The sequence below is a fragment of the Streptomyces sp. NPDC001903 genome (genome assembly GCF_042891345.1).
Taxonomy (GTDB): Bacteria; Actinomycetota; Actinomycetes; order Streptomycetales; family Streptomycetaceae; genus Streptomyces.
In genome coordinates this window covers 155626-179095 of the sequence record NZ_JBIASZ010000011.1, presented here as the reverse complement: position 1 = coordinate 179095, position 23470 = coordinate 155626, and the positions used below count along the sequence as shown (strand labels likewise).

Here is a 23470-nt window from a genome sequence, read left to right as displayed (position 1 = left end):
CGCGGTCAGGCGTCCGGGGCCCGTACGACGACGGCGGAGTTGAAGCCGCCGCGGCCGCGGGCCAGGACCAGCGCGGTCCGCAGCGGCAGCCCGAGGGCCGGGCTGGGCGCGCCGGTGACCAGGTCCAGCAGGTACTCCCCGGCCACGAGCTCGGTCCCGGTGGTCGGCGGGATCAGCTGGTCGCGCAGGGTGAGCAGGGCGGCGGCGACGTCGAGGGCCGCGCCTCCGGCGGCGAGCCGCCCGGTCATCGACTTGGGCGCGGTGACGGGCACCCCGTACGGGCCGAACAGCGCGGTGATCGCCTCCGCCTCGGCGCGGTCGGCGGCGCGTTCGCCCGCCGCGTCGGCGAAGACGACGTCGACCTCGTCGGGGTGCACGCCCGCGTCGGCGAGGGCGAGTTCGGCGGCCGCTCCGAGCCGGGAGGTCCCGTCGGCGTCGAAGGTGGCGGCGTGCCCGGCGACGGCGCCGTACGCGCGGGCTCCGCGCCGGCGGGCCTCCTCGGCGCCCTCCAGGACGAGCAGCGCGCCGCCTTCTCCCGCGACGTGGCCGCTCGCGTCCTCGGCGAACGGCAGGTAGGCGCGGGCCGGGTCCTCGCGGTCGGTGAGCCCGCCGCCGGCCAGGTAGGCGGCCCAGCCCCAGGGGCACAGCGCGGAGTCGACGCCTCCGGTGACGACGAGCTCGGCGCCCTTGCGGATCTGGCGGCGGGCGTGGGCCATCGCGTCGAGGCCGCCGGCCTGCTCGGAGACGATCACCCCGGAGGCGCCGCGCAGGCCGTGCCGGATGGAGATCTGGCCGCTGTTGACGGCGTAGAACCAGGCGAAGGACTGGTACGCGGAGACGTGCTGGCCGCCCTTGCTCCACAGCGCCTGGAGCTCCTGCTGGCCGAATTCGAAGCCGCCGAAGGAGTTGGCGGTGACCACGCCGGCGGCGTGCTCGGGCAGCTGCGCGGGATCCGCCCCGGCGTCGTCGAGCGCCTCCTTCGCGGCGGCGAGCGAGAGCCGGGTGACGCGGTCGGTCTGCGGCATGAGCCGGCTGGAGACGTGCTCGGCGTCGACGAACCCGGGCACCTCGCCGGCCAGCTTCGCCGGGTAGCCGCCGGCGTCGAAGCGGGTGATCGGCCGGATGCCCGAGCGGCCGCGCAGGACGGCGGACCACCAGGCCTCGGTGCCGAGCCCGTTGGGCGCGGCGACCCCGATGCCGGTGACGACCGGGGCGGCGGTGCGGGAGGCCGTGCCGGCGGGGGCGGCCGGGGCGGCGAGAACGGTGGTCATCGGTCCGCCTTCGGGCTCGGGCTGGTCAGGATCATCGCGCTCTGGAACCCGCCGAAGCCGCTGCCGACGGTCAGGACGGCGTCGGTGCGCTGCCGGCGGGCGGTCAGCGGGGTGTAGTCGAGGTCGCAGGCCGGGTCCGGCTCGTGCAGGTTCGCCGTCGGCGGGACGGTGTCGTGCTCGATGGCGAGGGCGCAGGCGGCCACTTCGAGGGCCCCGATCGCGCCGAGGGAGTGCCCGATCATCGACTTGATCGAGCTGACGGGGACCTCGTACGCCCGCTGCCCCAGGCTCCGCTTGAACGCCTCGGTCTCGTGCTTGTCGTTCTGCTTCGTGCCCGAGCCGTGCGCGTTGATGTAGTCGATGTCCCCGGGCACCAGCTGTGCCTCGGCGAGCGCGGCCGTGATGGCGGCGGCCATCTCGATGCCGTCGGGCCGCAGTCCGGTCATGTGGTAGGCGTTGGAGCGCGAGGCGAAACCCGAGATCTCGGCGTAGATGTGCGCGCCGCGGGCGCGGGCGTGCCCGTACTCCTCGATGACGAGGACGGCCGCGCCCTCCCCCAGGACGAACCCGTTGCGGGTGCGGTCGAAGGGGCGCGAGGCGGTCTCCGGCTCCTCGTTGCGGGTGGAGGTGGCGCGGATCGCGTCGAAGCAGGCGACGGTGATCGGCGTGATGGGCGCCTCGGCCGCGCCGGTGACCATCACGTCGGCGCTGCCCTCGCGGACGAGGTCGACGGCGTGCCCGATCGCGTCGAGGCCGGAGGTGCAGCCGGTGGACACGAGGGCCACGGGCCCCTGGGCGCCGGCGGTACGGGCCACCTCGGCCGCCATCGAGCTGGGGACGAAGTAGTCGTACAGGTGGGGGACGGCCTTGGTGTGGTCGACGAGCGTACGGGTGCCCCGCTCGCTGACGACCCCGTACTCGGCGTCGAGTCCGGTGGTGCAGCCGAGCGCGCTGCCGAGGGTGACCCCGGTGCGCGCGGCGTCGTACGAGCCGGCCAGGCCGCTGTCGGCGAGGGCCTCGCGGGCGCTGACGACGGCGAACTGGGCGGCGCGGTCCAGGCGGCCGGCCTGCTCGGCGGTGAGCCCGGACTCCCGGGGGTCGAAGTCGGCCTCGGCGGCGATCCTGGAGCGGAAGCCGGAGGCGTCGAAGAGGGTGATGGCGCGGGTGGCCGTACGGCCGTCGGTCAGCAGCGACCAGAATTCCTTGGTGCCCGGGCGGCCCGGGGCCACGACCCCGATGCCCGTGATGACGACTCGTCTCATCGCCCTTCCCCCTGTCCTGTCCGGTCTGTCTGGTCTGCCCGGTCTGTCTGGTCGCGGTGTCCGCGCAGCACGATGCGGGCGGCCCGGCCGAGCATCCGGGGCAGTTCGCCGCCCCGCACGAAGAAGTGGCCGCCGGGCACGGTCCGCCGCACCAGCCGGCCGGTGGTCCAGCGCTGCCAGCCCGCGGCGGACTCGGCGCCGACGAGGGGGTCCTCGGTGCCGGTGACCGCGAGCAGCGGTACGGGCACGGGGCCGGGCGAGGTCGGCGCGACGGCGGCGGCCCGCAGGTTGCGGGCGAGGCGCAGGTCGGCGCGGAGCACGGGGAAGACGGACCGGAACCACACGTCCCCGGGCCGCACGCCGGGCGGCAGCGCGTCGAACCGGTCCAGGACGCGCAGCAGTTCCTCGTCCGGCAGTTCGGCGGAGTTCGCGAGGGCGGCCGGCAGGTCCGGCGGGGGGCTGGCCCCGACGGCGAGCAGCGCGGGCATCGGCAGCCCGTACTCCAGCGCGGCGTGGGCGACCGTGAGGGCGACCGACGCGCCGAGGCTGTGCCCGTAGAGGATGTAGGGGGCGCCGGATCCGTCGGCGATCTGCTCGAACAGCGGTTTGAGGTCGGCCAGCAGCTCGTCGCGGCCGGTCAGCCGGATCTCACGGCGCCGCTCGTCGCGCCCGGGCAGCAGCCAGGGCGTGGTCCTCACCCCGCTCCCGGCGAGCTTGTCCCACCGGTAGAACGAGGACACTCCGGCCCCCGCATGTGCGAAGCAGTGCAGCCGTACGGCCTGTCTGTCGCCCATCGCCACCTCCCAGGAACCGCACCACGTATGCCTCGACACTCACCGACCGCGCTTGAGACCGGCTCGAATCGGTGTGCACGACGGGCGTGGAAGGCACTGGGAGGGACTGGAGGGACCAGAGGGACTGGAGGAACCGGTCTAGGCGGCGTACAGGTCGAACGTGGACCCCCGGCGCGGCCCCGCCACCACGTCCAGCGCCGGATCCACCGTCAGCATCGCCTGGTGCAGGCGCTGCAGCTGCGGGGACGGCTCCACGCCGAGTTCGTCGATCAGGCGGTTGCGCAGCCTGCGGTAGACGTCCAGGGCCGTGGCCTGGCGGCCGGACCGGTACAGCGCGACCATGGCCTGCGAGTGCAGGCCCTCGTGCTGCGGGTGGCGGGCGATCAGCTCGGTCAGTTCGGCGATGACCTCGACGTGGCGGCCGAGCCGCAGGTCCGCGTCGATGCGCCGCTCGACCGTCACGAGCCGGCTCTCCTCCAGCCGCATGACCTCGATCTCCAGGATCGGTCCCACGCGTACGTCGACCAGCGCCGGGCCGTTCCACAGTCCGAGCGCCTTGCGCAGCATGTCCGCCGCGCCCTCGTCGTCCCCGTCCTCGTACGCGTGCTGTCCGCCCACCACGAGGCTTTCGTACGCGTGGACGTCCACGGCGTCCGGCGGTATCTGCAGCAGGTAGCCGCCGTGCCGGGTCGCGAGCACGTCCTTGGCGCTGCCCGGGACGCCCGGCCCCATGGCGGTGCCGAGTCTCCTGCGCAGCTGCAGGATGTACGTCTGCAGCGTCGTGAGCGCGCTCTGCGGGAGGTCGGTGCCCCAGATCTCCTCCATGAGGGTCTGCACGGGCATCACCCGCCCCGGATAGAGCGCGAGCAGCGCCAGGATCTGGCGCGGCTTGCCAGCCGTCGGAACAATCGAGCCCCCGTTGACCTCGGCACTCAACGGACCCAGAACCTGAATCTTCACGGTGTCCTCCGTATTTCGTCGAGTTCCCATCGATTTTCAGCCTTCGACTCCGGCACGGTAGCGGTGTCCAATGCGCCGTCCCGGAATTCTTGAGCAGGTGTCGAGCAGCCCTCCGCTTCAGCCTGTTGCAGGCCGAAAACAAGCTGGTAGATTCCACTCAGGGGATAAAAACCGGCACATATTCCATTTCTGCCGGAAGGGGGTGCGGGAACCATGGGCGAGGACATCGGAACGGACTTCCGCGTCCTGGGTCCGGTGGAGGTGCTCGACCGCCGCACGGGGACGTATGTCGCACCCTCCGGTGCCAAACAGCGGGCGCTGCTCGGCGCCCTGGTGGCCCGGGCGGGCCAGGTGCTCCCGGCCGAGCGGCTCATCCACGAACTGTGGGGCGACCGCCCCCCGGCGGGCGCCGCCAACGCCCTGCACGCCCACGTGGCCCGCCTGCGCCGGCTGCTGCAGGACGCCGCGGGCCACGACCCCATCTCCACCCACGCGACGGGCTACACCCTGGGGCGGCCCGGCACACGGACGGACGCCCACCACTTCCACGACCTCTCTTCCACGGGCCGCGGAACGCTGGCCGCCGACCCCGTACGAGCCGCGGAGCTCCTCGGCGAGGCCCTCGCCCTGTGGCGTGGCCCGGCCCTGGAGGGCAGCGGGCAGGGGCCCCTCTGCGCGAGGGAGGCGGAGCGGCTGGAGGAGCTGCGGCTGACCACGCTGGAGACCCTGTACGAAGCCCGCCTGCGCGGCGGCCGGCACGCCGAGGCCGCCCGGGAGCTGGAGCGGCTGACGGCCCGCCACCCGGTGCGCGAGCGGCTCTACGACCTCCAGATGCTGGCGCTGTACCGCTGCGGCCGCCAGGCCGAGGCCCTCGGCGTGTACGAGCGCGCCCGCCGGCGCCTGGTGGACGAACTCGGCGTGGAACCGGGCCCCGCCCTGCGCGGGCGCATGGAGGCGATCCTCCACCACGCCCCGTCCCTGTCGACGCCGGACCCGGACGCCTCGCTCCACGAACTGAGCGGCGCCATAGCCCGCCTGGGCACCCGGATCGAGGCCCTGGCGCGCGAGCAGCAGAGCCTGGTCCGCCGCCTGAACGGCCTGACCTCAGGCGTGGCACTCCAGGGGGCGCCCGTGGAAGGCGGTCATCTCCGCGAACAGGGCGCCGACGTCGAGGGGTGATCCCTCGGGCAGCAGCCCCCGCGCCTCCGCGTACCCGCGGTGCAGGTTGGGCAGCAGCCGCTCGGAGTCGAGCAGTTCGCCGTACGGCCCCAGGTCGGTGCCGCGGGCCAGCTCCAGCGGACTCACCCCGGCCGCGACGCCCTCCCGGGCCAGCCCCCGCACCCAGCGCAGGTACCGCTCGTTGGCGTCGAACACCTCGGGCCCCGCGACCGGCCCGTGACCGGGAACGACGACCGCGGCCCCCAGCCCCCGCAACTGCTCCAGGGCCCGCAGGCTCCCCTCGACGGACCCCATGACACAGAACGGCGTGACCCCGTTCATGACGAGGTCGCCGGTGAACAGCACGCCCTGGTCGGGCAGCCAGACGACGGTGTCGTCGGTGGTGTGGGCCGCCGGTCCGATGTGGATGAGCTCGGCCCGTACGTCCCCCACGTGCAGCGTCGTCCGGTCCCGGAAGGTCAGCTCGGGCGGGCGGACCTCGATGTCCCCCCAGCACACCTCGGGCCACAGCCCGGCCATGTGCAGCCCGGCGGCCCGGACCATGGCCCGGGTCCGCTCGTGCCCGATGGTGAGGGCCTCGGGAAAGAGGTAGTTCCCGTAGGTGTGGTCCCCGTGGAAGTGCGTGTTGACGAGCGCGCGGGGCGCCCGCCCCGCCACCCGCAGCGCGGCCCTGCGCAGCTCACGGGCCCGCTCCTCGGTGGCAACGGTGTCGACGAGCGCGGCGGACCCGCGGTGACTGATGATCCCCGCATTGTTCAGACACCACCCGCCCTCGGGCTGAACATAGGCGTGGACCCCGTCCCCCACTTCAAGAACGCTCTCCCGACCCACGCCGCACCCCTCGCCATTCTCCGAAATCCCCGGACCCCGAATCCTCTCCCGCCGCACTCGATTCCCGCTGGATTTCGAATGTCCTCGCCGCACGAGAGCCCCGAAACCGCCACCGCTCAATCCCCCGTCAAGGAGATTTCCGACAACCCTGTTCCCATTGCCGACCGCGGACCCGAAACAAAGACCATTTCCCCCGGCTCACGCCCCGGACACGGACGACGTCCGCCGCGTGAACCTCGGCGCCCTGCACCGCCGGCGATACGGGTGGCGAGACCTGCCGACCCCGGGCCGCGGGCACCTGCGGACCTCAGACGCCCGCGGGGGCCGGGAGGACCAGGCGGCGGGGGGCCGCGCGGCCCCAGGGGAAGCCGTGGTGGAGGTGGACCGCGGGAGGGCGCGCGGCGTCGACCTCCACCGCCACCGCGGCCAGCACCTCCGGTACCGGCTCCACCTCCAGGAACCGCCACCGCTGCGCCGAGTCATCGGTCGGCGGCCGGAACGACAGCACCCCCCGGTCCTCGGCCAACGCGAAGGCGAAGGAGTCGAACGGCAGCCCCAGCCCCAGCCCCCGCGCCTTGGAGTACGCCTCCTTCAGCGTCCACAGCCGCAGCGCCCGCCGGTCCCGCGGCCGCCCCGGCGCGGCGCTGGCGATCCAGTCCTGCTCCTCCCCGGAGAAGGTCGCGATGATGTTGTCCAGCCCGCGCTCACCGCGGTCCAGCCGCTCCACGTCCACACCGATCCGCAGCCCCCGCGCAACCCCCAGCAGGTTGTACGCGTTGGCGTGCGAGAGGTTGAAGTCCAGCGCATCGGCCCCGCGCGGCAGCCCCCCGGCCGGCGTCTGCAGGAACGGCCGCCCCCGCGAGGACCGCCAGATGATCGCCTCGGCCTCCGGGATCCCGGTCTCCAGCGCGAGCACCCGCCGTACCAGCGCGTGCGCCACGAGGTACTGCCGGCGGTCGCGTTCGAACAGGAACCGGCCCGCCACCTCCTGCTCGTTCTCGTCCAGCCAGTACGAGGCCAAGGTCGCGGCGATCCCCGGCGCGAGGTCCTCGTTGGGGCAGAACCACAGGTTGACCGGGGCCGGTTCGTTCTCCCCCGGCACCGCCGGGTCGAGCGGCGGCGCCGTCATGCCGGCCCCTCCTCGCCGCCCAGCCACAGCGGTACGCGCAGGAACGCGGAGGCGGGCACCGCCGCCGGCGCCGCGCCGCCGCCCACCGGTTCCAGCACCGCCCAGTCGACGTCCAGCCCGGACAGCCACAGGCCCCGCAGCTGGTGCAGGTGCCCGGCCTGCCAGAGCGCGGCGAGGTACCCGTCCGTCTCCGGTACGGCTCCCAGCCCCAGCGGGTCGGCCCCGCCGCCGCGCAGATCGGCGCAGGGCGCCCCGTCCCGTACGAACTCCTCCAGGACGCGCAGCAGTTCGCCGGTGTCCCCGACGACGGCCGCGAACCGGCAGTCCATGGCGGCCCGGCCGGTCCGCAGGGCCCGCGCGAGCCGCCCGAGCGGCGGCACCGGCCCGCCACCGGCGAGCACCTCGGCGAACCGCCGCGCGGTGGCCGCCAGGTGCGCCGGAGTCGGTGCGGACAGCACGAAGAGCTCGGGGCCCGCGGACGCCCGCGGCCCGGCGGCGTCCGGCGGACACTCCTCCAACACCACCTGGGCGTCCGCGCCCCCGGCGCCCCGCACCCCGACGCAGATCCGCCGCGGCCCTCGCCCCTCGCTCTCCCAGGGCTGCGCGCGGGCGCGACCCGCCCCGGGGGCCAGGACCCGGTGGCCCAGCTGCAGCACGGCCCGGGTCAGCACGGCGGCCCCGGTGGCCGCCCCCGCGTCCCCCACGAGCCCCCGCACGGCGTCGGCGTCCTCGCGCACGACGCCGTCCACCCCGCCCACGCCGGCGACCCGCAGCGCCTCCCGCAGCACCCGCCCGGGCGCGCCGTCCGGGGCGGCCTCCTCGCGGGGCCTCGCGGCCCGGGATCCGCGGCCCGGGCCGGGGGCGGTCGGGTCGGGTGCGGTGTGGCCGACCGCGCTGCCGCGGACCAGGCAGTGGATGCCGTCCCCGTCGGCCAGGGCCCGTGCCAGCGGCTTGAGCAGCAGCGCGCCCACGCCCTCGCCCGCGCCGGGGTGCCGGCTGGAGGGGTGCAGCAGCAGCCGTACGCCGCCGACGAGCGCGGCGGCGCACTCCCCGCGCTGCAGGGCGGCGAGTGCCAGGTGCAGGGCGACGAGCACCGAGGACTCCGCGGTGTCCACCGCCTGGCTGGGGCCGGTCAGACCGAGCAGGGCCGAGAGCCGGTTGGGCAGGCTCCACTGGCCGCCCCGCGGCATCGGACGGGGCCGCTCGCGCCGCCATGTCCGGGCTGCGAGCAGCGCGTAGTCGCCGGGCCCGGCTGCGGTGAACACCCCGACGCTGCGCGGCGTCCCGTCGGCGGCGGTCAGGGCGTCGAGGCGGCCGCCGGTGCAGCCGGCGTCCTCGAGGGCCTCCCACGCGGTCTCCAGGAACAGCCGCTCCTGGGGGTCCATCAGGGCGGCCTCGTGCGCGTCGATCCCGAAGAACTCCGGGTCGAAGTCCTGTACGCGCTCCAGGTAGTGGCCGACCTCGTCCCCGGGCCGGCCGGCCGGCGGGGTCGAGGCGCTGTCGTACCCGCCGCGCACCTGCCGCCAGAAGGCGGCCAGATCGCACGCCCCGGGATAGCGCCCGGCCATCCCGACGACGGCGACGGGCTCGCCGACCGGCCGGGCGGCCCGCTCGGCGACCGGCCGGGCGAGCTGCCCGGTGCCGACCGGCTCCGCGGGCGCGGGACGGGGCCGGAGGTCGGGCAGTTCGAGGACGACGGGTCCCGTCCCGGTGCCGGCGCCGGTCAGCAGCGCGGCGACCTGGGCCCGGTCCAGTTGGCCGTTCTTGAACCGGGTCAGGACTTCCTTCTCGTCCATCTGGACGTGCTCCTTCTGGGGGGTGTCCGGGGAATCGGCTTCAGCCGCGGCGGCCGAGCAGTACGAGGGCCTCGTCCACGGTGAGCCGGTCGTCGCGGATCGCGTCCAGCAGGGCGTCGAGGTCGCCGCCCGGAAGCGGCCGGACGGCCGGCCCGGGAGCGGCAGCGGCGGGGGCCGCGGCGGCGGCCGCCGGGCGGAACTCCGGTTCCGCCGTCCGCGGGGCCGGAGTGAAGTCCCGGGCCACCTGGGCCACCTGAGTCATCTGCGCGGCCTGCGCCACCTGCGCGGCCTGGACCGCCTGCGCCGCCGCCCCCGTCCGCGTCGCGATGTACGCGGCCATGGCGGCCAGGTTCGGGTGCTCGTACAGCAGTACGGAGCGCTCCTGCAGGCCGAAGCTGCGGTTGACGACCGCGATGAACTCAGCGCCCACCATGGAGTCGACGCCGAGCACGTTGAACGCGGCCGTGGTGTTGATGTCCCAGGGGTCGCAGCACAGGATCCCCGCGAGCTGCTCGCGCAGCACCTCCGCGATCCGGGTCGCCGCGGCGGCCGCCGGCGCCTGCCGGGCGGCGGCGGAGACGGGGGCGGAGGCCAGGGGGGCGGCAGGGACCGCGGCCGAAGGGGTGGCGGCCGGCGCATCGCGTCGCGCCGCGACGGGAGCCGGCGCCGCGGCCGCACTGTCGGCCGCCGCCCGCGCGACCTCGCGCGCGAAGGACACCGGGGTCGGGAAGTCGTACAGGTCGGTCGCGCGCACGCGCAGTCCGTACCGGGTGTTCACGACGGCCACGAACTCCACGACCAGCAGGGAGTCGAGCCCCATGGACTGGAAGGTCTGCTCGGGGTCGATCTTCTCCGGCTTGACCCGCAGGACGTCGCCGAGCACCCCGATGAGGTCGGTCAGTACGTCCGCGGGATGTTCCATCGTCATCGCAGGCTCCTCCAAGCCGTAGGGCGGCACACGGTCACAGGCACGGGCACAGGCACGGTCACGGTCACGCGCTGCTGCCCGAGTACACGGGACAGGAGGAGCGGTGCTCGCCCTCGTCCCCGTCCCGTACGTCCCCCACCCGCCCCGGCGCCGTATCGGGATCCGGCATCCCGACCCGGAACTCCCGTTCCGTCCCGTCCGGCACCAGGCTCGGCAGCATCAGGGACCACAGCCCCGACACCCGGCGCTGCAGCTCGGCGTAGGGCATGCCCGTGGCCGCCAGCGCCTCGATGCCGCAGGCCGCCGCCGCGACCAGGGACTCGATGCTCTCCCAGCGGCCCTCGGCGCGCAGTTCGCCCGCGTCCCGGGCCTCGCGCAGCAGCCCGCAGACCTCCGCGAGCCAGATCCGGTGGAAGTCGGTGGCGAGCGCGGGCAGCCCCGCGCACTCCTTGGTGATGCGGAAACTGGCCGGGATCGCGGGCTCCTCGCGCAGGTTGAGCGCGAGCCAGTGCGTCGTGTCGACCAGGGTCTGGAGCGGGGAGCTGCCGGAGGCGCGCAGTTCGCGCACCGATTCGCGCAACAGCTCGCAGCCCCGCAGCTGAACCGCCTGCGCCAGTTCGTCCTTGGAGGCGAAGTGGAAGTACAGCGCCCCCTTGGTCACTCCGGCGAACGCGGCGATCTCCAGGAGCGTCGCGTTCGCGTAGCCGTTGCGGTGGAACATCTCGGCGCCCGCGTGCACGAGCTTCCTGCGGGTCCGCTCCGACCTCTCCTGCACGGCACTGCCCCCTCGGCCCGCGGTCCGGAGGCGCCCCCGGCCCCGGGTCCCGGTCCCGGTCCCGGCTGCGTTCCCGGTTTCGGTGTCGGTGTCGCGTGCGGCGGCCACGTCAGCCCACGCGCGCGAGTCGCTCGCCGTTCGTCTCCGCCGCCAGCGGAGTCTCGGGGCTGGCCATGAGGATCGAGCGCTGCAGCCTGCGCAGGGCGGCCGAAGGCTCCAGCCCGAGCTCCCGCACGAGCGTGGCGCGCAGCCGCTGGTAGACGTCGAGCGCCTCGCCGCGCCGGCCGGAGCGGTGCAGGGCCAGCATGAACTGCCCGTGCAGGTTCTCGTGGGTGCGGTAGCGGCTGGCCAGCACGGTGAGTTCGGCCAGCAGTTCGCGGTGCCGCCCGATCCGCAGGTCGGCCTCGATGCGCTGGTCGAGCGCACAGAGCCGGGTCTCCTCCAGCCGCCGCGTCTCCATGTCCAGCTGGATGCCGCCGTGTACGTCGGCGAAGGCCGGTCCGGACCACAGCGACAGCGCCTCGCGCAGCAGCCGGGCCGCGCCCGGGAAGTCGCCCGCGTCCATCGCCCGGTAGCCCATGCCCGCGAGTCGGTCGAACTCGCGGACGTCGCTGGTGCCGCCGCCGCTGTTGAGCAGGTAGCCGCCGGGCAGCGTGACGAGCACGTCCTTGGCGGTGCGCCGGCCCGCGGGGGCCGCTTCGCCCTCGCCGGCGGCCTCGCCCTGTTCCAGGGCGGTCGCGATGAGGGCCCGCAGCTGCAGTACGTAGGTCTGCAGCGTGGTCCGCGCGCTGCGCGGCGGCGCTCCCTGCCACAGTTCCTCGATCAGAGCCGACACCGGAACGACCTGGTCGGCATGGAGCGCCAGCAGCGCCAGCACCTGTCGCGGCTTCGGGGCGGTCGGCGTCACGGAGATCCCGCGTTCCCGCACCGCCAGTGTGCCCAGTACTTCGATGTCCACGCCGTACTCCCCTGTCCGTGGATGAGCCTTCGCCAGTAAAAAACAGGACCGGCGGTTTGTCAATACGAAACCGACCGCGCTGTTTTGTTTCTTAGCCCAGCTAACCAACCCGCAAATTCCGGCTCTGACCTGGGGTGTTGTCGGAGCGTCAGGGGTCGCCGACCGCTGCAGCCCCACTCCGCACCCCCTCCAGAACAGCCCTAGATTTGGCAAAACAAACCGCTAAGTCTTCGTACGGGCAAGGTGAACAAACGCACCCCGGCCCTCCGCGCTCGTACGCGAAGGGCCGGGGCACAGGAGAAGCAGTGCACGGATCACCGGGACCACAGGGACCACAGGGACCACCGGGACCACAGGGACTGCAGGGACTGCAGGGACTGCAGGGACTGGGACCGCGGACGACTACCCGGGCCGCCGCTTCGTGCCGCCGGCCTCGAAACCGGCGAGCCGGTCCGCCGGTACGAGCGTCGGCAGCAGCAGCCGCCAGAACCGGGTCACCGTCGCCGCCGACAGCCACGCCCCGTCCCGTACGGCGAGCACCTCGAAGCCCACGGTCGCCGCCACCACGGCCGTCACCACGTCCCCGGCCGCCGCCTCGGGGCGCAACTCCCCTTCCACCTCCGCCAGCTGCAGCGTCTCCTCGACCCAGCGGCGCCAGCGTTCGCGCAGGTCCCCCGGGCGCGGCCGGGACAGCTCGCCGCTCAGCGAGAACCCGGCCCGCAGCACCGGATCGCCGCGCAGCGCTCCCGCGAGCCCGTGGGTGACGTCGACGAGCAGCTGCACACGGCTCGTCCCGGCCGGCAGCGCATCCCGCCCCGCCGCCCCTTCCGGACCCCCTTCCGCGTCCTCCATGAGGGCCAGCAGCCGGGTCAGCGCCGACTCCTCCACGGCGTTCGCCAGTGCGGCCTTGCTGGGGAAGTGGAAGTGCAGCGCCCCGTTGCTCACCCCGGCCAGCGAACTGATCGCGGTCAGCGAGGCCACCGAGAAGCCGTCCCGATCGAAGGTCTCGGCTGCGGACCGGATCAGGGTTTCGCGCGTGCGCGCAGCGCGTTCCTGTTTGACCATCGACTGCTCCGTCACTGCGAGGGGTGCCACGCCCGCGAAAGCGGGCGGGCGGGTGCTTGCCGCGGAGCTTCGCGAGGCGGCCGCTCACTCCGGACCCTACTATAACAAACCGTCTGTGCGGTTTTTGAAAAGAGGGCCCGCACGGCATAGCGTCAGCCGAAGTTGGCCGAAGAACACGCCGAGCGACCGAAGACATTCGGACACCGTTGATCAGCGAACTCGAGGATCACTTAGGCCGGACTCGACCCCTCGGGGCCTCCGAAGGGCCCGGCGCGCCGTGACTAGAGCGGGGCAGAGGCTAGAAGAGTGGCCCCGACCAGCGGAAACGTGTTATTCGGAAGAAAATCGTCCGCAGCTTGTACGAGCGGATGGTCGGATACCGCTAGAAATTAAACCGGTTGGTATGTATCTTTCCCAGCCAGAGGCAACAAGCCCTTCTCGCCAGCGGAGCCCAGGGGGAGCAATGTCTGCGAGCACGTTCCGAGTTGAGCGCACAACGGTCAACGACGAGCCAACGGGGGGCTTCTCAGCTGTCACAGCCCAGCCGAGCGGCTTCCGCTTCCCGTCCCTGACCTTCACCGTGCCCAAGGAATTAGTGCATCGAGCCTCCGTCGCCGAGGTCGTCCTGACCGACTGGCAGCGCGTGGACGACACGCACTTCGAGCTGACCGCCCAGTGGCCCCGCGGACACAGCTTCTTCACACCCGTCGCGGACGGCTACCACGATCCGCTGATCGGCTGCGAAACGATCCGCCAGATCGGCATGCTCCTGGGCCACGCGGAGTTCGGCGTCCCGCTGGGCCACCAGTTCATCGTGTGGGACATCGACATAGCCGTACGCCCGCAGCACCTGCGGGTGGGCTGGGCCCCCGCCGCACTCGACATCGAGGTCGTGTGCACGGAGGTCAAGCGGCGCGGCAGGAACCTGTCGGGTCTGCGCTTCGAGGCGGTGCTGCGGCGCGAGGGGAACGTCGTCGCCACCGGGGGCGGTTCGTTCTCCTGCATGGCACCAGGGGTGTACGAGCGCGTCCGCGGCAGCCACAGTCTCGGCGGCGACTGGTACCAGCTCCCGCTCATCAGCCCGGCCGCCCCGCAGAGCGTCGGCCGCATGTCGCCCATGGACGTGGTCCTCTCGCCCACGGGCGAACGCGACCGCTGGCAGCTGCGCGTGGACACGCGCCACCCCATCCTCTTCGAGCACGCGGTGGACCACGTACCGGGCATGGTGCTGCTCGAGGCGGCCCGGCAGGCGACGGCCGCCGCGCTGGGGCGCTCCTCCTACCTCCCGCTCGGCATCGCGGGCGAGTTCAAGCGGTACGCCGAACTGGACGCCCCCTGCATGATCGAGGCGAACCTCCTCCCCGAGCGCGGCCCCGCCGGCGAGCGGACGGTGCTGGTGACCGGGTACCAGGACGGCGCCGTCGTCTTCAGAGCCAGCGTGACGGCAGGTGAGCACGGCCTCTGATGCGCGGTGGCAGGCGGGCGGCAGCGGACCCGCGATGCGCCCTCACGGGGAGGAGAAGGCACGCCGGTGATCCTTCGCCCACCCGCGGAAGGTACCCGCGGGACGGCCCAGCAGCTCCGGAACCGTCCCGTCCACCCCTGCCTTCGCCCCCGCACGCTGCCGCTCCGCACCGGCCAGGAGCGCCTCGACGAGGTCGCGCGGATGGCGCGCGGCCAGTGCGGTGCGCGCCTGCTCGGGACCGAGTTCCTCGAAGCGCAGCGGGCGGCCCAGCACCTCGGCGAGCTGGGCCGTCTGTTCCGCCGCGCTGATCGCCCGCGGCCCGGTCAGCGTGTACGCCCGGCCCGCGTGCCCGTCCTCGGTCAGCGCGCGTACGGCCGCCTCCGCGATGTCGCGCGGGTCGACACACGCGTTGGCCGACCCCCCGTACAGGGCGCGCACCACTCCCTCCGACCGGACGGACCCCGCCCAGGACAAGGCGTTGGACATGAACGCGCGCGGGCGCAGCAGGGTCCAGTCCATCCCGCAGCCGCGGAGCAGGTCCTCGGCCTCCCGCTGCCACCGCGTGATCACGTCATCGGCGCGCGGGTCCGTGACGGCCGCCGCCGACAGCTTCACCACATGGCGCACCCCGGCCGACAGCGCGGCCCGTACGAAGCGCTCGTCGTCGTCCCCGACGCGGTTGGTCACCAGGAAGGCGGCCTTCACCCCGTCCAGCGCACGCGCGAGCGAGCCCGGATCCCCGTAGTCCGCGCCGACGACCTCGGCCGCGGCGGGCGCGCGAGTGACACGTGCCGGCTCCCGGGCCATGACACGGAGCGCCAGGCCCGCGGGGAGCCGGCCGAGCACTTCCCGCCCGACGGTCCCCGTGGCACCGGTGACGAGAATCATGGGCTTCCCTCCCTGACGTGACTTCTTCTTCCGTCGGCAGCGGCCGATGATGGTCACCCGCTGTAAGATACGAACTGGGCGGTTTTTTTGTGAACCGCACGGGACGACAACCCTGAGCAAGGGAGGAGGCACAGTGGCTGAGCAAGTCCGGGCCATCCGCACACGGCAGGCAATCCTTTCCGCGGCGGCCAAGATCTTCGAGGAACACGGCTACCAAGCCGCCACCATCTCCCAGATCCTCGCCGAGGCCGGAGTGACGAAGGGAGCGCTCTACTTCCACTTCCAGTCGAAGGAAGACCTGGCCCAGGGCGTCCTGGCCGAGCAGGACCAGCAGCTCATGGTCCCCGACCGCGCCTCCAAGGTGCAGGAGATCGTGGACGTGGTCATGCTGCACGCCCACCGCCTGCAGACCGATCCGATGGTGCGCGCCGGCGTACGCCTCTCGATGGACCAGCTGGCCCAGGGCCTCGACCGCAGCGGCCCGTTCCTGCGCTGGGGCGAGGTCGGCTGCGCGCTGCTCGACAAGGCGCAGGCCCAGGGCGAGCTGCTGCCCCACGTCGTGGTGCCCGAGACCGCGGACGTCATCGTGGGCTCGTTCGCCGGCATCCAGTCCATGTCCCAGGCCATCTGCGACTACGGCGACCTGGTGACCAGGGTGTCCGCCCTGATGCGCCACCTGATGCCCAGCGTCGTGGTGCCCTCCGTCCTCGCCTCGCTCGACCTCGCCGAGACCCGCGGAGCCGCGGTCTACGCCGAGGCCCGCAAGGCGGCGGACGAGCTGGAGCTCGCGACCGCGGGCTGAGCCGCGCCCGCCGTCCGCCGGTCGTCGTACGGCGACCGGCGACCGCACCGCATCGCACCGGCCCGGCCCCGGAAACCCGCCGGGTCCGGTGCCGCCGCCCGACCCGGCCGCCGGCACCGTCACGCACACCCCGTACGGGCGCCCCCGGCGAAGTACACCGACAGCACGGCGCCCAGCTCCGCGCCCCCCGGCGCCCACGCGATGTAGCCGTCGGGCCGTACGAGCAGGGCCTCGTACGGCACGTCGGGCGTGGGCCGGGCGCGCACCACGCGCAGGACCCCCTCCCAGCCCCGCGCCTCCTCGCGGTGGCCCGCGCCCTTCTCGCCGAGGAGGAGCAGCAGCGGCCGGCCGCCCTGGAGCAGCCGGATGACGTCCGTCTCCCCGGCCGGGGTGCTCAGCACGGCATTGTGCAGAAACGTTCCTGCGGACGGGCAGGAACGCCCCTGGCGCTCCGGCAGCACCGCCGGGAGCACCGTGTCCTGCGCGCTGATGAGTCCGCCGAGGTGTCCCTGCGCGCCCTCCTGCGCCAGCAGCCCCGAGAACACCCCGCGCAGGGCGTCGAGCTCGGGCCCCGGCCGCATCAGCGCGAGCTGGGCCCGGGTGTTCTCGATGACCCGCCGGGCGACCGGCCTGCGCTCCGCGTCGTACGTGCCGAGCAGGTCCGGGCCCGCCTCGCCGCGCACCGCGAGCGCCAGCTTCCAGGCCAGGTTGAGGGCGTCGAGCACCCCCGTGCTCAGGCCCTGCCCGCCGATCGGGAAGTGCACGTGCGCCGCGTCCCCCACCAGGAAGACCCGCCCCGCGCGGAAGGTCCGCGCCAGCCGGGAGAAATCGCTGAACCGGCCCAGCCAGCACGGCTCGTCCATCGCGATCTCGCGTCCGGCGATCCAGGACACCTCCCGGCGCAGCTCGTCCAGGGTGGGCGGGAGGTGCCGGTCGGCGTGCGCCCCGGCGCAGTTGAGCGTGCGGATGTGCGTCCTGCCCTCGGCGTCGCGCTTGGACACGATCCAGCCCCGCGGGGTCCGGTGCCAGCCCGCGGGCAGCGCGTCCGGTTCCGCGAGCCTGACGGCGCCCATCAGCGCGGAGATCGTGGCCGGGTGGGTGTCGGAGCCGATGCCCGCCCGCCCCCGGACCGTACTGCGCGCGCCGTCCGCCCCCACCACGTACTCCACGTCGTACGCGGCCGGCCCCCGCGGCCCCTCGGCCGCGATCCGCACCCCGTCCGCCTCCTGGACCAGCCCGGTCACCCGGTGCTCGCGCAGGATCCGCGCGCCCGCCTCCCGGGCCCGCTCCTCGAACTGCCGCTCCAGCAGGGCCTGGGGGCACTTGAGGATCGGCTCCGGCTCGGTCTCGGGCGCGGTGATGAACAGGCCGGGCAGCCCGGCGAAGTGGAAGGGGCTCTTCGCCCGGCCGTCCCGGCCTCCCCCGGACGGGACGGCGGGCGCGGGCAGATGGCCGCGCCGGGCCAGGCACTGCACGGCCCGGGCGTGCAGCGTGGTCGCCTTGGGCCGGTCGGACACCCCGGCCCGCGATTCGAGCAGCACCGTGTCGATCCCGTGGGCGGCCAACTCGGCCGCCACGAGCATCCCGACGGGCCCCCCGCCGACCACCGCCACCTGCGCCCGCATACGACGTTCCCCCTGCACCGCGGTGCCCCTCCCCGATGACGACCCCTCAGGCACGGAAATATACCGGGTGGCCCGTTTCTTTTCCATGGAAGAAGGCGTACGGAGGGAGCAGGTCGTACGGAGGAAACACGACATACGAAACGATCAGGGCGTACGGAGGGATCCGTGCGGGAAGCCGGGAGCCGCGCAGCGGGCCGCGCCGGGGCTACGGAAGGAGCCCGCGCACCGCCGAGGACATCGGCCCGCCCTCCGAACGCTCCGTCTTGTGCCCCTTGTTGCCCGGTGCCAGCGTCCGGGCGTCCACGGCCTCGGCCGGCGCCCCGGTGGCGTACAGCCCCTCGGGGGCGGTGTCCCGGTCGTGCGGCAGCAGCCAGAACACCCGGCGCCGGAAGGTGCCGGAGGAGCGCGAGGGCTTCGCCTTCGGCCCCAGCAGCGCATACCCGACCATCCGTCCGTCGCGGTGGTACGCGGGCCGCCCGCGCCGCGTCGGCAGCCGGTCCAGGCTCTGGCGGACGTAGTCGAGCCGGCTGATGTCCTCGAGCCAGACGAGGTCCACCTCGTGGACGATCTCGTCTTCTGCGATGAGGGCGCTCACACTGTCTCCTCGTCCGCGAGCAGGCCGATGCCCGGGTAGTACTTGCGCTGGTTGGAAAGGATCATTTCCTTCGGCGAGGCCAGTCCCACCGACTCGCGCACGCGCGCCGCGAAGGCCCGGGAAGAGATCGCCGGGGCTCCCTCATGCTGGCACCAGCCCCTGTAGGCCGCGTAGAGCTGCGCCTGTTCCGCCCTCAGATCGGCCTCCAGCCGGCAGGTCTCGCCGATGAAGCGCCCGGTGTGGTCCTCGGTCTCCGCGTACGCCGTCGTCGCGATGCGGACCCGCTCCGGCCCCGTGAGGTCCCGGTCGCCGCCGAGGTAGCGACGGGCGCCGTCGATGAGCCAGTTGAGGATGCCGGGGCCCTCCTGGGTGACGAGCACGTCCGCCAGGTTGTCGATCTTGCGGTCGTCGGAGACGACCCGCTCGAACGGGATCAGCCGCATGCGCCGCCAGAATGCGAACCCGCCGGTGCCGACCTCGGGCCGGTGGTTGCCCAGCAGCCACATCTTGTGCGTCGGCTCGAAGCTGAAGAAGTCCTGGCGCATCCGGCGCGCCTTGATGCGGTCGCCGCCCGTGAGCAGTTTGACGCGGGCCTCGTCGAAGCGGTCGCCCGGTTTGACCTCGCTGCACACGATCACGCGGCGGCCGTGCAGTTCGGCGAGGTCGGTCGGGTGCCCCTCGTAGGGGCGCGACATCAAGAAGCCCGGGGGCGCGGCGTCCGCGTAGTCCCCGAGCAGCTTCATCAGGACGTCCAGCAGTACGGACTTGCCGTTCTTGCCGGAGCCGAACAGGAACGGCATGACCTGGGCGCCGACGTCCCCGGTGACGGAGTAGCCGAGCAGCAGCTGGAGGAAGTCGATCATCTCCGCGCCCTCCGGCCCCTCGCCGAAGGTGTCGGTCAGGAAGCGGTTCCAGCGCGGCGTGGGCATCTGCTGCGGCGCCGCCGAGGTGGAGCGGGAGTGGAAGTCCTTCGTGGGCTCGGCGGGCCGGGTGTGCCCGGTCCGCAGGTCGACGACGCCGGCGGGCGTGCACAGCGCGTACGGATCGGCGTCCAGGCGCGCGGCGTTGAGCACCATGCCCGGGGCGGACTTCGCCTGGGTGAGCATGGCGTTCATGCCGCTGGTGCTGAGCGTGCGGCGGCGGTGCTGCTGGAGCGCGGCCGGGGTGTAGACGCCCCGCGGGTCGGTGGTCGCGATGGACTCCGCGAGGTCGCCCGCGGACCACATGACGGTGTCGTCCTCGTCGATCTGCCAGCGCGTGCCGTCCCAGCGGAACCAGCCGATCCCGGGGACGTGCCGGTAGTCGTTGCGGTAGAGCTTGACGAACAGCTTGGCGTTGCCGCGGTCGGTGAGCGTGTCGGGCAGCAGCCCGTCGGCGGTCGCCTCGCCGTCCGCCACCGCCTCCGTCACCGCCTCCAGCCGCTCCAGGGGCCGCCCCGGGCCGCTGTCGGCCGTCTCCCGGGCCGTCGCGTATCCGGCGGGCTCCAGGGATTCCAAGGACTCCTGGGAGGCGCGTGGCGCCGGCAGCGGCTGGGCGAGGATCTGCGCGGCGACGGCCTGTACGTCGAAGTCGGGCCGTCCGTCGAAACCGGCCGGCATGCTGTCGTCCTGCGGACTCGCATGCGGCCTTGCCTGGGGCCTCACACGCGGCCTCGGAGGGCCAGCGGGCGCGCCAGGCCGGCGCTCAGCCCGCCGCGGATGATGGCGCGGCAGCGGCCCTCCTGGCCGGGGCGGGCCTGTGCGGCCGCGTCCTCCAGGGCCCGCAGCGCCTCGGCCTCGGTGACGTGCCCGGCGGCGACGAGCCCCCCGGCGGTGTAGGCGGCGCGGTTCAACTTCTCCGAGAACGCCGCCCCTTCGGGTATCGCGGCGCAGCCGGCGACCTCGGCGAGCACTCCCGCGAGGACCCGGTCCGTCGCCGCGCGTCCGCCTCCGGCCGCGATGACGGCCTGCCGGGCGCGGGGCGGCACGGGCCGGGGCCCGGGGGCGGCCTCCGCGGGCAGGTGCCCGGTGCGCTCCAGCTCCGCGGCCAGCCAGCCGGGAAGCGGCGCGGGATGGCGTACGGACCCCAGCGGCCGGTAGACCCCCGCGGGGGTCACGGTCCCGGGGGCCACGATGTACCCGCCGTGCGCCCGTACGTCGACCTGCCAGGCCAGTGCCCGGCCGCCGCCCGACCCGGCGGAGCACTGCCAGCGGCGGCCGCCCTCGTTGCGGTACCAGACGTGCAGGCCCCCGGAGGGGGTTCGTACGCGCAGGGTCGTCTCGTCGTCCGCGGGGCTCGTGGCACCGCGTAAGGCGGCCAGCACGCCCAGGGTGTGGAACCCGTTGGCCAGCCCGGTCAGGTCGACGGTGTCGGCGATCGGGATCCCGGGCAGCAGCCGTTCGCGGCCGGGGAGTTCCGCCCCGTGCGCGTCGATGTCGATGACGACGAGACCCGCCGGACCGGTGGCGACGCCGACCCCGAGATCGGGCCGGGCACCCCACCACTGGCGGATCCGCTCGCAGTCGAGCGTGGCGGCGTGGAACCCGTGGCACCAGCGGCCCGCCCGCAGGCAGTCGCAGGCGCCGCGGTCGTGGCCCGGAACGCGGCACGCCTCGCAGTTGCCCACGGGCGTCTTGCGGCCCGGCGCAAGGGGGTGAACCGGCCACCCCTGGCGCGCGCACCACGTGGCAGTCGTCAGAGGCTGCGACACGACCGCTGCGGCTCTCCCGAACCGCTTTGGGTCGCTGCGCGAAACCCGCAGCTCAGCTGCCATTCACTTCCCCCATCAGCGACTGAAGCGACTCAACGCCCAACAACAGGTTAGCGAAACCGGTGGGAGGCGAGAGGCATATGAGCCAGAACAGATGTACGCGTCCACGCCCGGCCCCAGCGACCGAGCGACTGAAGGAACAGCGACTCAGCCCCGTTCGGTCGCTCGTTGAGTCGCTCACAGAACACCAGGTCACAGCCCTGCGCAAGGTAAAACAGCGACTGAAGCGACTCAAGACCCCTATATATGACGCGCACACGCGCATGCGCACGCGCACGCCAATGTCTCCATATACCCGGACCTTGAGTCGCTTCAGTCGCTGTTTCCTCCGCTCACCCCACCTGACCTGCGATTTTCCTCCCGCCTTCCGAGCGACCGAAGAGTCGCTCAGTCGCTTTCCCCCAGTCGCTGCCCCCGGACCCCCGCTCTCCGGGCCCTCTCGAGCCGCGCTGCACCCCGGCTCCGGCGGGAAGCGAGCAGCGACTGAACGACGCGAAGAGGGCGGCGCACCCCGACGTGGTGTCGGAGTACGCCGCCCTCGGGGGGGGGCGGGGTTCGGGAGGGGGCCCGGGTCCGCGTTCCGGGCCGTTGTTCCGGGCCCTCGTCCCGGCTACTTCGGGTCGCGGTCGAAGACCGACTTCGACCAGAAGTAGCCGAGTACGGAGAGCGCCAGGCACCAGCCGAGCGCGAGCCACCCGTTGATGCCGATCTCGGTGCCGAGCAGCAGCCCGCGCAGGGTCTCGATCGCCGGCGTGAACGGCTGGTACTCGGCGATCGGCTGGAACCAGCCGGGCATCGCGTCGACCGGGACGAAGGCGCTGGAGATGAGCGGGAGGAAGATCAGCGGCAGCGCGTTGTTGCTGGCCGCCTCGGCGTTCGGGCTGATCATGCCCATCCCCACCGCGATCCAGGTGAGCGCGAGGGAGAACCCCGCGAGCAGTCCGAACGCCGCGAGCCACTCCAGGGCCGTGGCGTCCGCGGAGCGGAAGCCGATGGCCACGCCCACGGCCCCCACCAGGACCACGCTGACCACCGACTGCAGCACGCTGCCGACCACGTGCCCGACGAGCACCGAGCCGCGGTGGATCGCCATCGTCCGGAAGCGGGCGATGATGCCCTCGGTCATGTCGTTGGAGACGGACACCGCGGTGCCGATGGTGGTGGAGCCGATGGTCATCAGCAGCAGGCCGGGCACGAGGTAGGCGACGTACGCGGAGCGGTCGGCCCCGCCGCCCATGCCGGCGCTCATCACGTCTCCGAAGACGTAGACGAAGAGCAGCAGCATCATGATCGGCGTCAGCAGCAGGTTCAGGGTCATGGACGGGTAGCGGCGCGCGTGCAGCAGGTTGCGGCGCAGCATCGTGGACGAGTCGCGGACGGCGAGGGCGAGCGGGCTCATCGGGCGTTCTCCTTGGGCTGGTCGGTCCGGTCGGTGCCGCCCGTCAGGGCGAAGAACACGTCGTCGAGGTCGGGGGTGTGCACGGTCAGCTCGTCCGCCTCGATGCCGGCGGAGGCGAGCCGGTCGAGGAGGGAGCGCAGCTCGCGCTGGCTGCCGTCACTGGGGATCCGAAGCGACAGCGCCTCGTCGTCCCTGGTGACCTCGCGCAGTGCCACGGCGGCGTTCCGGTAGGCGGCGGGGTCGGAGAAGCGGAGCCGGACGTGCCCGCCGGGGATCAGCCGCTTCAGCTCCTCCGCGGTGCCCTCGGCGGCGATCCTGCCGTCGTGGAGCACGGCGATGCGGTCGGCGAGCTCGTCCGCCTCCTCCAGGTACTGCGTGGTGAGGAAGACGGTGACGCCCCCCGTGACCAGCTCGCGGATGATCTGCCACATGTTGTGGCGGCTGCGCGGGTCGAGGCCGGTGGTCGGCTCGTCGAGGAAGATGATCCGCGGGTCGCCGACCAGCGTCATGGCGATGTCGAGGCGGCGCTTCATGCCGCCGGAGTACGTGGAGGCGGGCTTCTTGGCCGCCTCCACCAGGTCGAAGCGCTCCAGCAGTTCGGCGGCGACGCGCCGCCCCTCGCTGCGGGAGAGGTGGTGCAGGTCCGCCATGAGGAGCATGTTCTCCTCGCCGGTGATCAGCCCGTCGACGGCGGAGAACTGCCCGGTGACGCCGATCGCGGCGCGCACCCCGTCCGGCGACGAGGCGATGTCGTGGCCCGCGACGCGGGCCTGGCCCCCGTCGGCCCTGATGAGGGTGGACAGGATCTTCACGACGGTGGTCTTGCCGGCGCCGTTGGGCCCGAGCAGTGCGAACACGGACCCGGCCGGGATGTGCAGATCGACCCCGTCGAGCACGGTCTTGTCACCGTACGACTTGCGCAGACCGGTGGCGGAGACGGCGGCGGGCGACGTGTGACCGTCCGAGCGCCTTGGCGTGGGCATGACAGAAGAAGGCATG

General features: G+C 73.4%; 21 protein-coding genes. 3 read left to right on the top strand and 18 right to left on the bottom strand.

Going from position 1 to position 23470, the window contains the following annotated elements; all coding sequences use genetic code 11:
- Positions 1 to 5: 5 nt before the first annotated feature.
- The 4 genes from ACFYZS_RS24475 to ACFYZS_RS24460 all read right to left on the bottom strand — a co-directional run bounded on the left by ACFYZS_RS24475 (position 6) and on the right by ACFYZS_RS24460 (position 4287).
- Positions 6 to 1271 carry a ketosynthase chain-length factor gene (locus ACFYZS_RS24475; protein WP_389016312.1) on the bottom strand — a complete coding sequence of 422 codons (1266 nt, stop codon included), beginning with the start codon at positions 1269 to 1271 and terminating at the stop codon, positions 6 to 8.
- Positions 1268 to 2533, bottom strand: a complete 1266-nt coding sequence (locus tag ACFYZS_RS24470) for a beta-ketoacyl-[acyl-carrier-protein] synthase family protein (protein ID WP_389016309.1) — start codon at positions 2531 to 2533, stop codon at positions 1268 to 1270. Before ACFYZS_RS24470 ends, ACFYZS_RS24475 begins: the two co-directional genes overlap by 4 nt.
- A complete protein-coding gene (locus ACFYZS_RS24465; protein ID WP_389016306.1) occupies positions 2530 to 3327 on the bottom strand; it encodes a thioesterase II family protein in 798 nt (265 codons plus the stop codon). The genes ACFYZS_RS24470 and ACFYZS_RS24465 overlap by 4 nt, the downstream gene beginning before the upstream one ends.
- Before the next feature lie 138 nt (positions 3328 to 3465).
- Complete coding sequence (locus ACFYZS_RS24460) at positions 3466 to 4287, bottom strand: BTAD domain-containing putative transcriptional regulator (protein WP_389016303.1); 822 nt, start codon at positions 4285 to 4287, stop codon at positions 3466 to 3468.
- A gap of 213 nt (positions 4288 to 4500) precedes the next feature.
- Between ACFYZS_RS24460 and ACFYZS_RS24455 the strand changes: the two genes are divergently transcribed.
- The gene (locus tag ACFYZS_RS24455) at positions 4501 to 5466 is read left to right on the top strand and encodes a BTAD domain-containing putative transcriptional regulator (RefSeq protein ID WP_389016300.1); all 966 of its coding nucleotides are present in this window, start codon (positions 4501 to 4503) and stop codon (positions 5464 to 5466) included.
- On the opposite strand, the gene ACFYZS_RS24450 is transcribed toward ACFYZS_RS24455, so the two are convergent.
- The 7 genes from ACFYZS_RS24450 to ACFYZS_RS24420 all read right to left on the bottom strand — a co-directional run bounded on the left by ACFYZS_RS24450 (position 5392) and on the right by ACFYZS_RS24420 (position 12978).
- Positions 5392 to 6297 (bottom strand): MBL fold metallo-hydrolase, encoded by a 906-nt coding sequence (locus tag ACFYZS_RS24450; RefSeq protein WP_389016297.1) that lies wholly within the window; start codon positions 6295 to 6297, stop codon positions 5392 to 5394. The genes ACFYZS_RS24455 and ACFYZS_RS24450 overlap by 75 nt on opposite strands.
- A gap of 307 nt (positions 6298 to 6604) precedes the next feature.
- Entirely contained in the window at positions 6605 to 7426 is an 822-nt protein-coding gene (locus ACFYZS_RS24445) for a 4'-phosphopantetheinyl transferase family protein (protein ID WP_389016295.1), read from the bottom strand.
- Positions 7423 to 9222 (bottom strand): beta-ketoacyl synthase N-terminal-like domain-containing protein, encoded by a 1800-nt coding sequence (locus ACFYZS_RS24440; protein ID WP_389016292.1) that lies wholly within the window; start codon positions 9220 to 9222, stop codon positions 7423 to 7425. Before ACFYZS_RS24440 ends, ACFYZS_RS24445 begins: the two co-directional genes overlap by 4 nt.
- Before the next feature lie 40 nt (positions 9223 to 9262).
- Positions 9263 to 10150, bottom strand: coding sequence for a phosphopantetheine-binding protein (locus ACFYZS_RS24435; RefSeq protein ID WP_389016289.1), 888 nt, complete (start codon positions 10148 to 10150; stop codon positions 9263 to 9265).
- Positions 10151 to 10214: 64 nt separating this feature from the next.
- A complete protein-coding gene (locus tag ACFYZS_RS24430; RefSeq protein ID WP_389016286.1) occupies positions 10215 to 10925 on the bottom strand; it encodes a ScbR family autoregulator-binding transcription factor in 711 nt (236 codons plus the stop codon).
- 109 nt (positions 10926 to 11034) lie between these two features.
- Entirely contained in the window at positions 11035 to 11883 is an 849-nt protein-coding gene (locus ACFYZS_RS24425) for a BTAD domain-containing putative transcriptional regulator (protein ID WP_389016283.1), read from the bottom strand.
- Between the two features lie 402 nt (positions 11884 to 12285).
- Positions 12286 to 12978 carry a ScbR family autoregulator-binding transcription factor gene (locus ACFYZS_RS24420; protein ID WP_389016280.1) on the bottom strand — a complete coding sequence of 231 codons (693 nt, stop codon included), beginning with the start codon at positions 12976 to 12978 and terminating at the stop codon, positions 12286 to 12288.
- 565 nt (positions 12979 to 13543) lie between these two features.
- On the opposite strand from ACFYZS_RS24420, the gene ACFYZS_RS24415 reads away from it, so the two are divergent.
- Positions 13544 to 14413: a ScbA/BarX family gamma-butyrolactone biosynthesis protein gene (locus ACFYZS_RS24415; RefSeq protein WP_389016277.1), complete on the top strand. Its 870-nt coding sequence runs from the start codon at positions 13544 to 13546 to the stop codon at positions 14411 to 14413.
- A 42-nt stretch (positions 14414 to 14455) separates the two neighbouring features.
- On the opposite strand, the gene ACFYZS_RS24410 is transcribed toward ACFYZS_RS24415, so the two are convergent.
- Positions 14456 to 15301, bottom strand: a complete 846-nt coding sequence (locus ACFYZS_RS24410) for an SDR family oxidoreductase (RefSeq protein WP_389016274.1) — start codon at positions 15299 to 15301, stop codon at positions 14456 to 14458.
- A 133-nt stretch (positions 15302 to 15434) separates the two neighbouring features.
- On the opposite strand from ACFYZS_RS24410, the gene ACFYZS_RS24405 reads away from it, so the two are divergent.
- Positions 15435 to 16103, top strand: coding sequence for a ScbR family autoregulator-binding transcription factor (locus ACFYZS_RS24405; protein ID WP_389016271.1), 669 nt, complete (start codon positions 15435 to 15437; stop codon positions 16101 to 16103).
- A gap of 119 nt (positions 16104 to 16222) precedes the next feature.
- On the opposite strand, the gene ACFYZS_RS24400 is transcribed toward ACFYZS_RS24405, so the two are convergent.
- The 6 genes from ACFYZS_RS24400 to ACFYZS_RS24375 all read right to left on the bottom strand — a co-directional run bounded on the left by ACFYZS_RS24400 (position 16223) and on the right by ACFYZS_RS24375 (position 23469).
- Positions 16223 to 17728 carry an FAD-dependent monooxygenase gene (locus tag ACFYZS_RS24400; protein ID WP_389016269.1) on the bottom strand — a complete coding sequence of 502 codons (1506 nt, stop codon included), beginning with the start codon at positions 17726 to 17728 and terminating at the stop codon, positions 16223 to 16225.
- Positions 17729 to 17933: 205 nt separating this feature from the next.
- The gene (locus ACFYZS_RS24395) at positions 17934 to 18323 is read right to left on the bottom strand and encodes a DUF6009 family protein (protein ID WP_366106031.1); all 390 of its coding nucleotides are present in this window, start codon (positions 18321 to 18323) and stop codon (positions 17934 to 17936) included.
- On the bottom strand, positions 18320 to 19921 hold the full coding sequence (locus ACFYZS_RS24390; protein WP_389016266.1) for a phage/plasmid primase, P4 family: 1602 nt from the start codon (positions 19919 to 19921) through the stop codon (positions 18320 to 18322). Before ACFYZS_RS24390 ends, ACFYZS_RS24395 begins: the two co-directional genes overlap by 4 nt.
- Before the next feature lie 41 nt (positions 19922 to 19962).
- Positions 19963 to 21075: a bifunctional DNA primase/polymerase gene (locus tag ACFYZS_RS24385; protein WP_389016263.1), complete on the bottom strand. Its 1113-nt coding sequence runs from the start codon at positions 21073 to 21075 to the stop codon at positions 19963 to 19965.
- Positions 21076 to 21682: 607 nt separating this feature from the next.
- Positions 21683 to 22471, bottom strand: a complete 789-nt coding sequence (locus ACFYZS_RS24380; RefSeq protein WP_389016260.1) for an ABC transporter permease — start codon at positions 22469 to 22471, stop codon at positions 21683 to 21685.
- On the bottom strand, positions 22468 to 23469 hold the full coding sequence (locus ACFYZS_RS24375; RefSeq protein WP_389016258.1) for an ATP-binding cassette domain-containing protein: 1002 nt from the start codon (positions 23467 to 23469) through the stop codon (positions 22468 to 22470). Before ACFYZS_RS24375 ends, ACFYZS_RS24380 begins: the two co-directional genes overlap by 4 nt.
- Position 23470: the final 1 nt, after the last annotated feature.

What these genes read in the sequence shown, in the direction of transcription:
- ACFYZS_RS24470 (WP_389016309.1), bottom strand. Translation starts at nt 2,533, where the DNA reads ATGAGACGAGTCGTCATCACGGGCATCGGGGTCGTGGCCCCGGGCCGC.
- ACFYZS_RS24475 (WP_389016312.1), bottom strand. Translation starts at nt 1,271, where the DNA reads ATGACCACCGTTCTCGCCGCCCCGGCCGCCCCCGCCGGCACGGCCTCC.
- ACFYZS_RS24445 (WP_389016295.1), bottom strand. Translation starts at nt 7,426, where the DNA reads ATGACGGCGCCGCCGCTCGACCCGGCGGTGCCGGGGGAGAACGAACCG.
- ACFYZS_RS24410 (WP_389016274.1), bottom strand. Translation starts at nt 15,301, where the DNA reads ATGATTCTCGTCACCGGTGCCACGGGGACCGTCGGGCGGGAAGTGCTC.
- ACFYZS_RS24440 (WP_389016292.1), bottom strand. Translation starts at nt 9,222, where the DNA reads ATGGACGAGAAGGAAGTCCTGACCCGGTTCAAGAACGGCCAACTGGAC.
- ACFYZS_RS24380 (WP_389016260.1), bottom strand. Translation starts at nt 22,471, where the DNA reads ATGAGCCCGCTCGCCCTCGCCGTCCGCGACTCGTCCACGATGCTGCGC.
- ACFYZS_RS24435 (WP_389016289.1), bottom strand. Translation starts at nt 10,150, where the DNA reads ATGACGATGGAACATCCCGCGGACGTACTGACCGACCTCATCGGGGTG.
- ACFYZS_RS24465 (WP_389016306.1), bottom strand. Translation starts at nt 3,327, where the DNA reads ATGGGCGACAGACAGGCCGTACGGCTGCACTGCTTCGCACATGCGGGG.
- ACFYZS_RS24400 (WP_389016269.1), bottom strand. Translation starts at nt 17,728, where the DNA reads ATGCGGGCGCAGGTGGCGGTGGTCGGCGGGGGGCCCGTCGGGATGCTC.
- ACFYZS_RS24385 (WP_389016263.1), bottom strand. Translation starts at nt 21,075, where the DNA reads ATGGCAGCTGAGCTGCGGGTTTCGCGCAGCGACCCAAAGCGGTTCGGG.
- ACFYZS_RS24390 (WP_389016266.1), bottom strand. Translation starts at nt 19,921, where the DNA reads ATGCCGGCCGGTTTCGACGGACGGCCCGACTTCGACGTACAGGCCGTC.
- ACFYZS_RS24375 (WP_389016258.1), bottom strand. Translation starts at nt 23,469, where the DNA reads ATGCCTTCTTCTGTCATGCCCACGCCAAGGCGCTCGGACGGTCACACG.
- ACFYZS_RS24455 (WP_389016300.1), top strand. Translation starts at nt 4,501, where the DNA reads ATGGGCGAGGACATCGGAACGGACTTCCGCGTCCTGGGTCCGGTGGAG.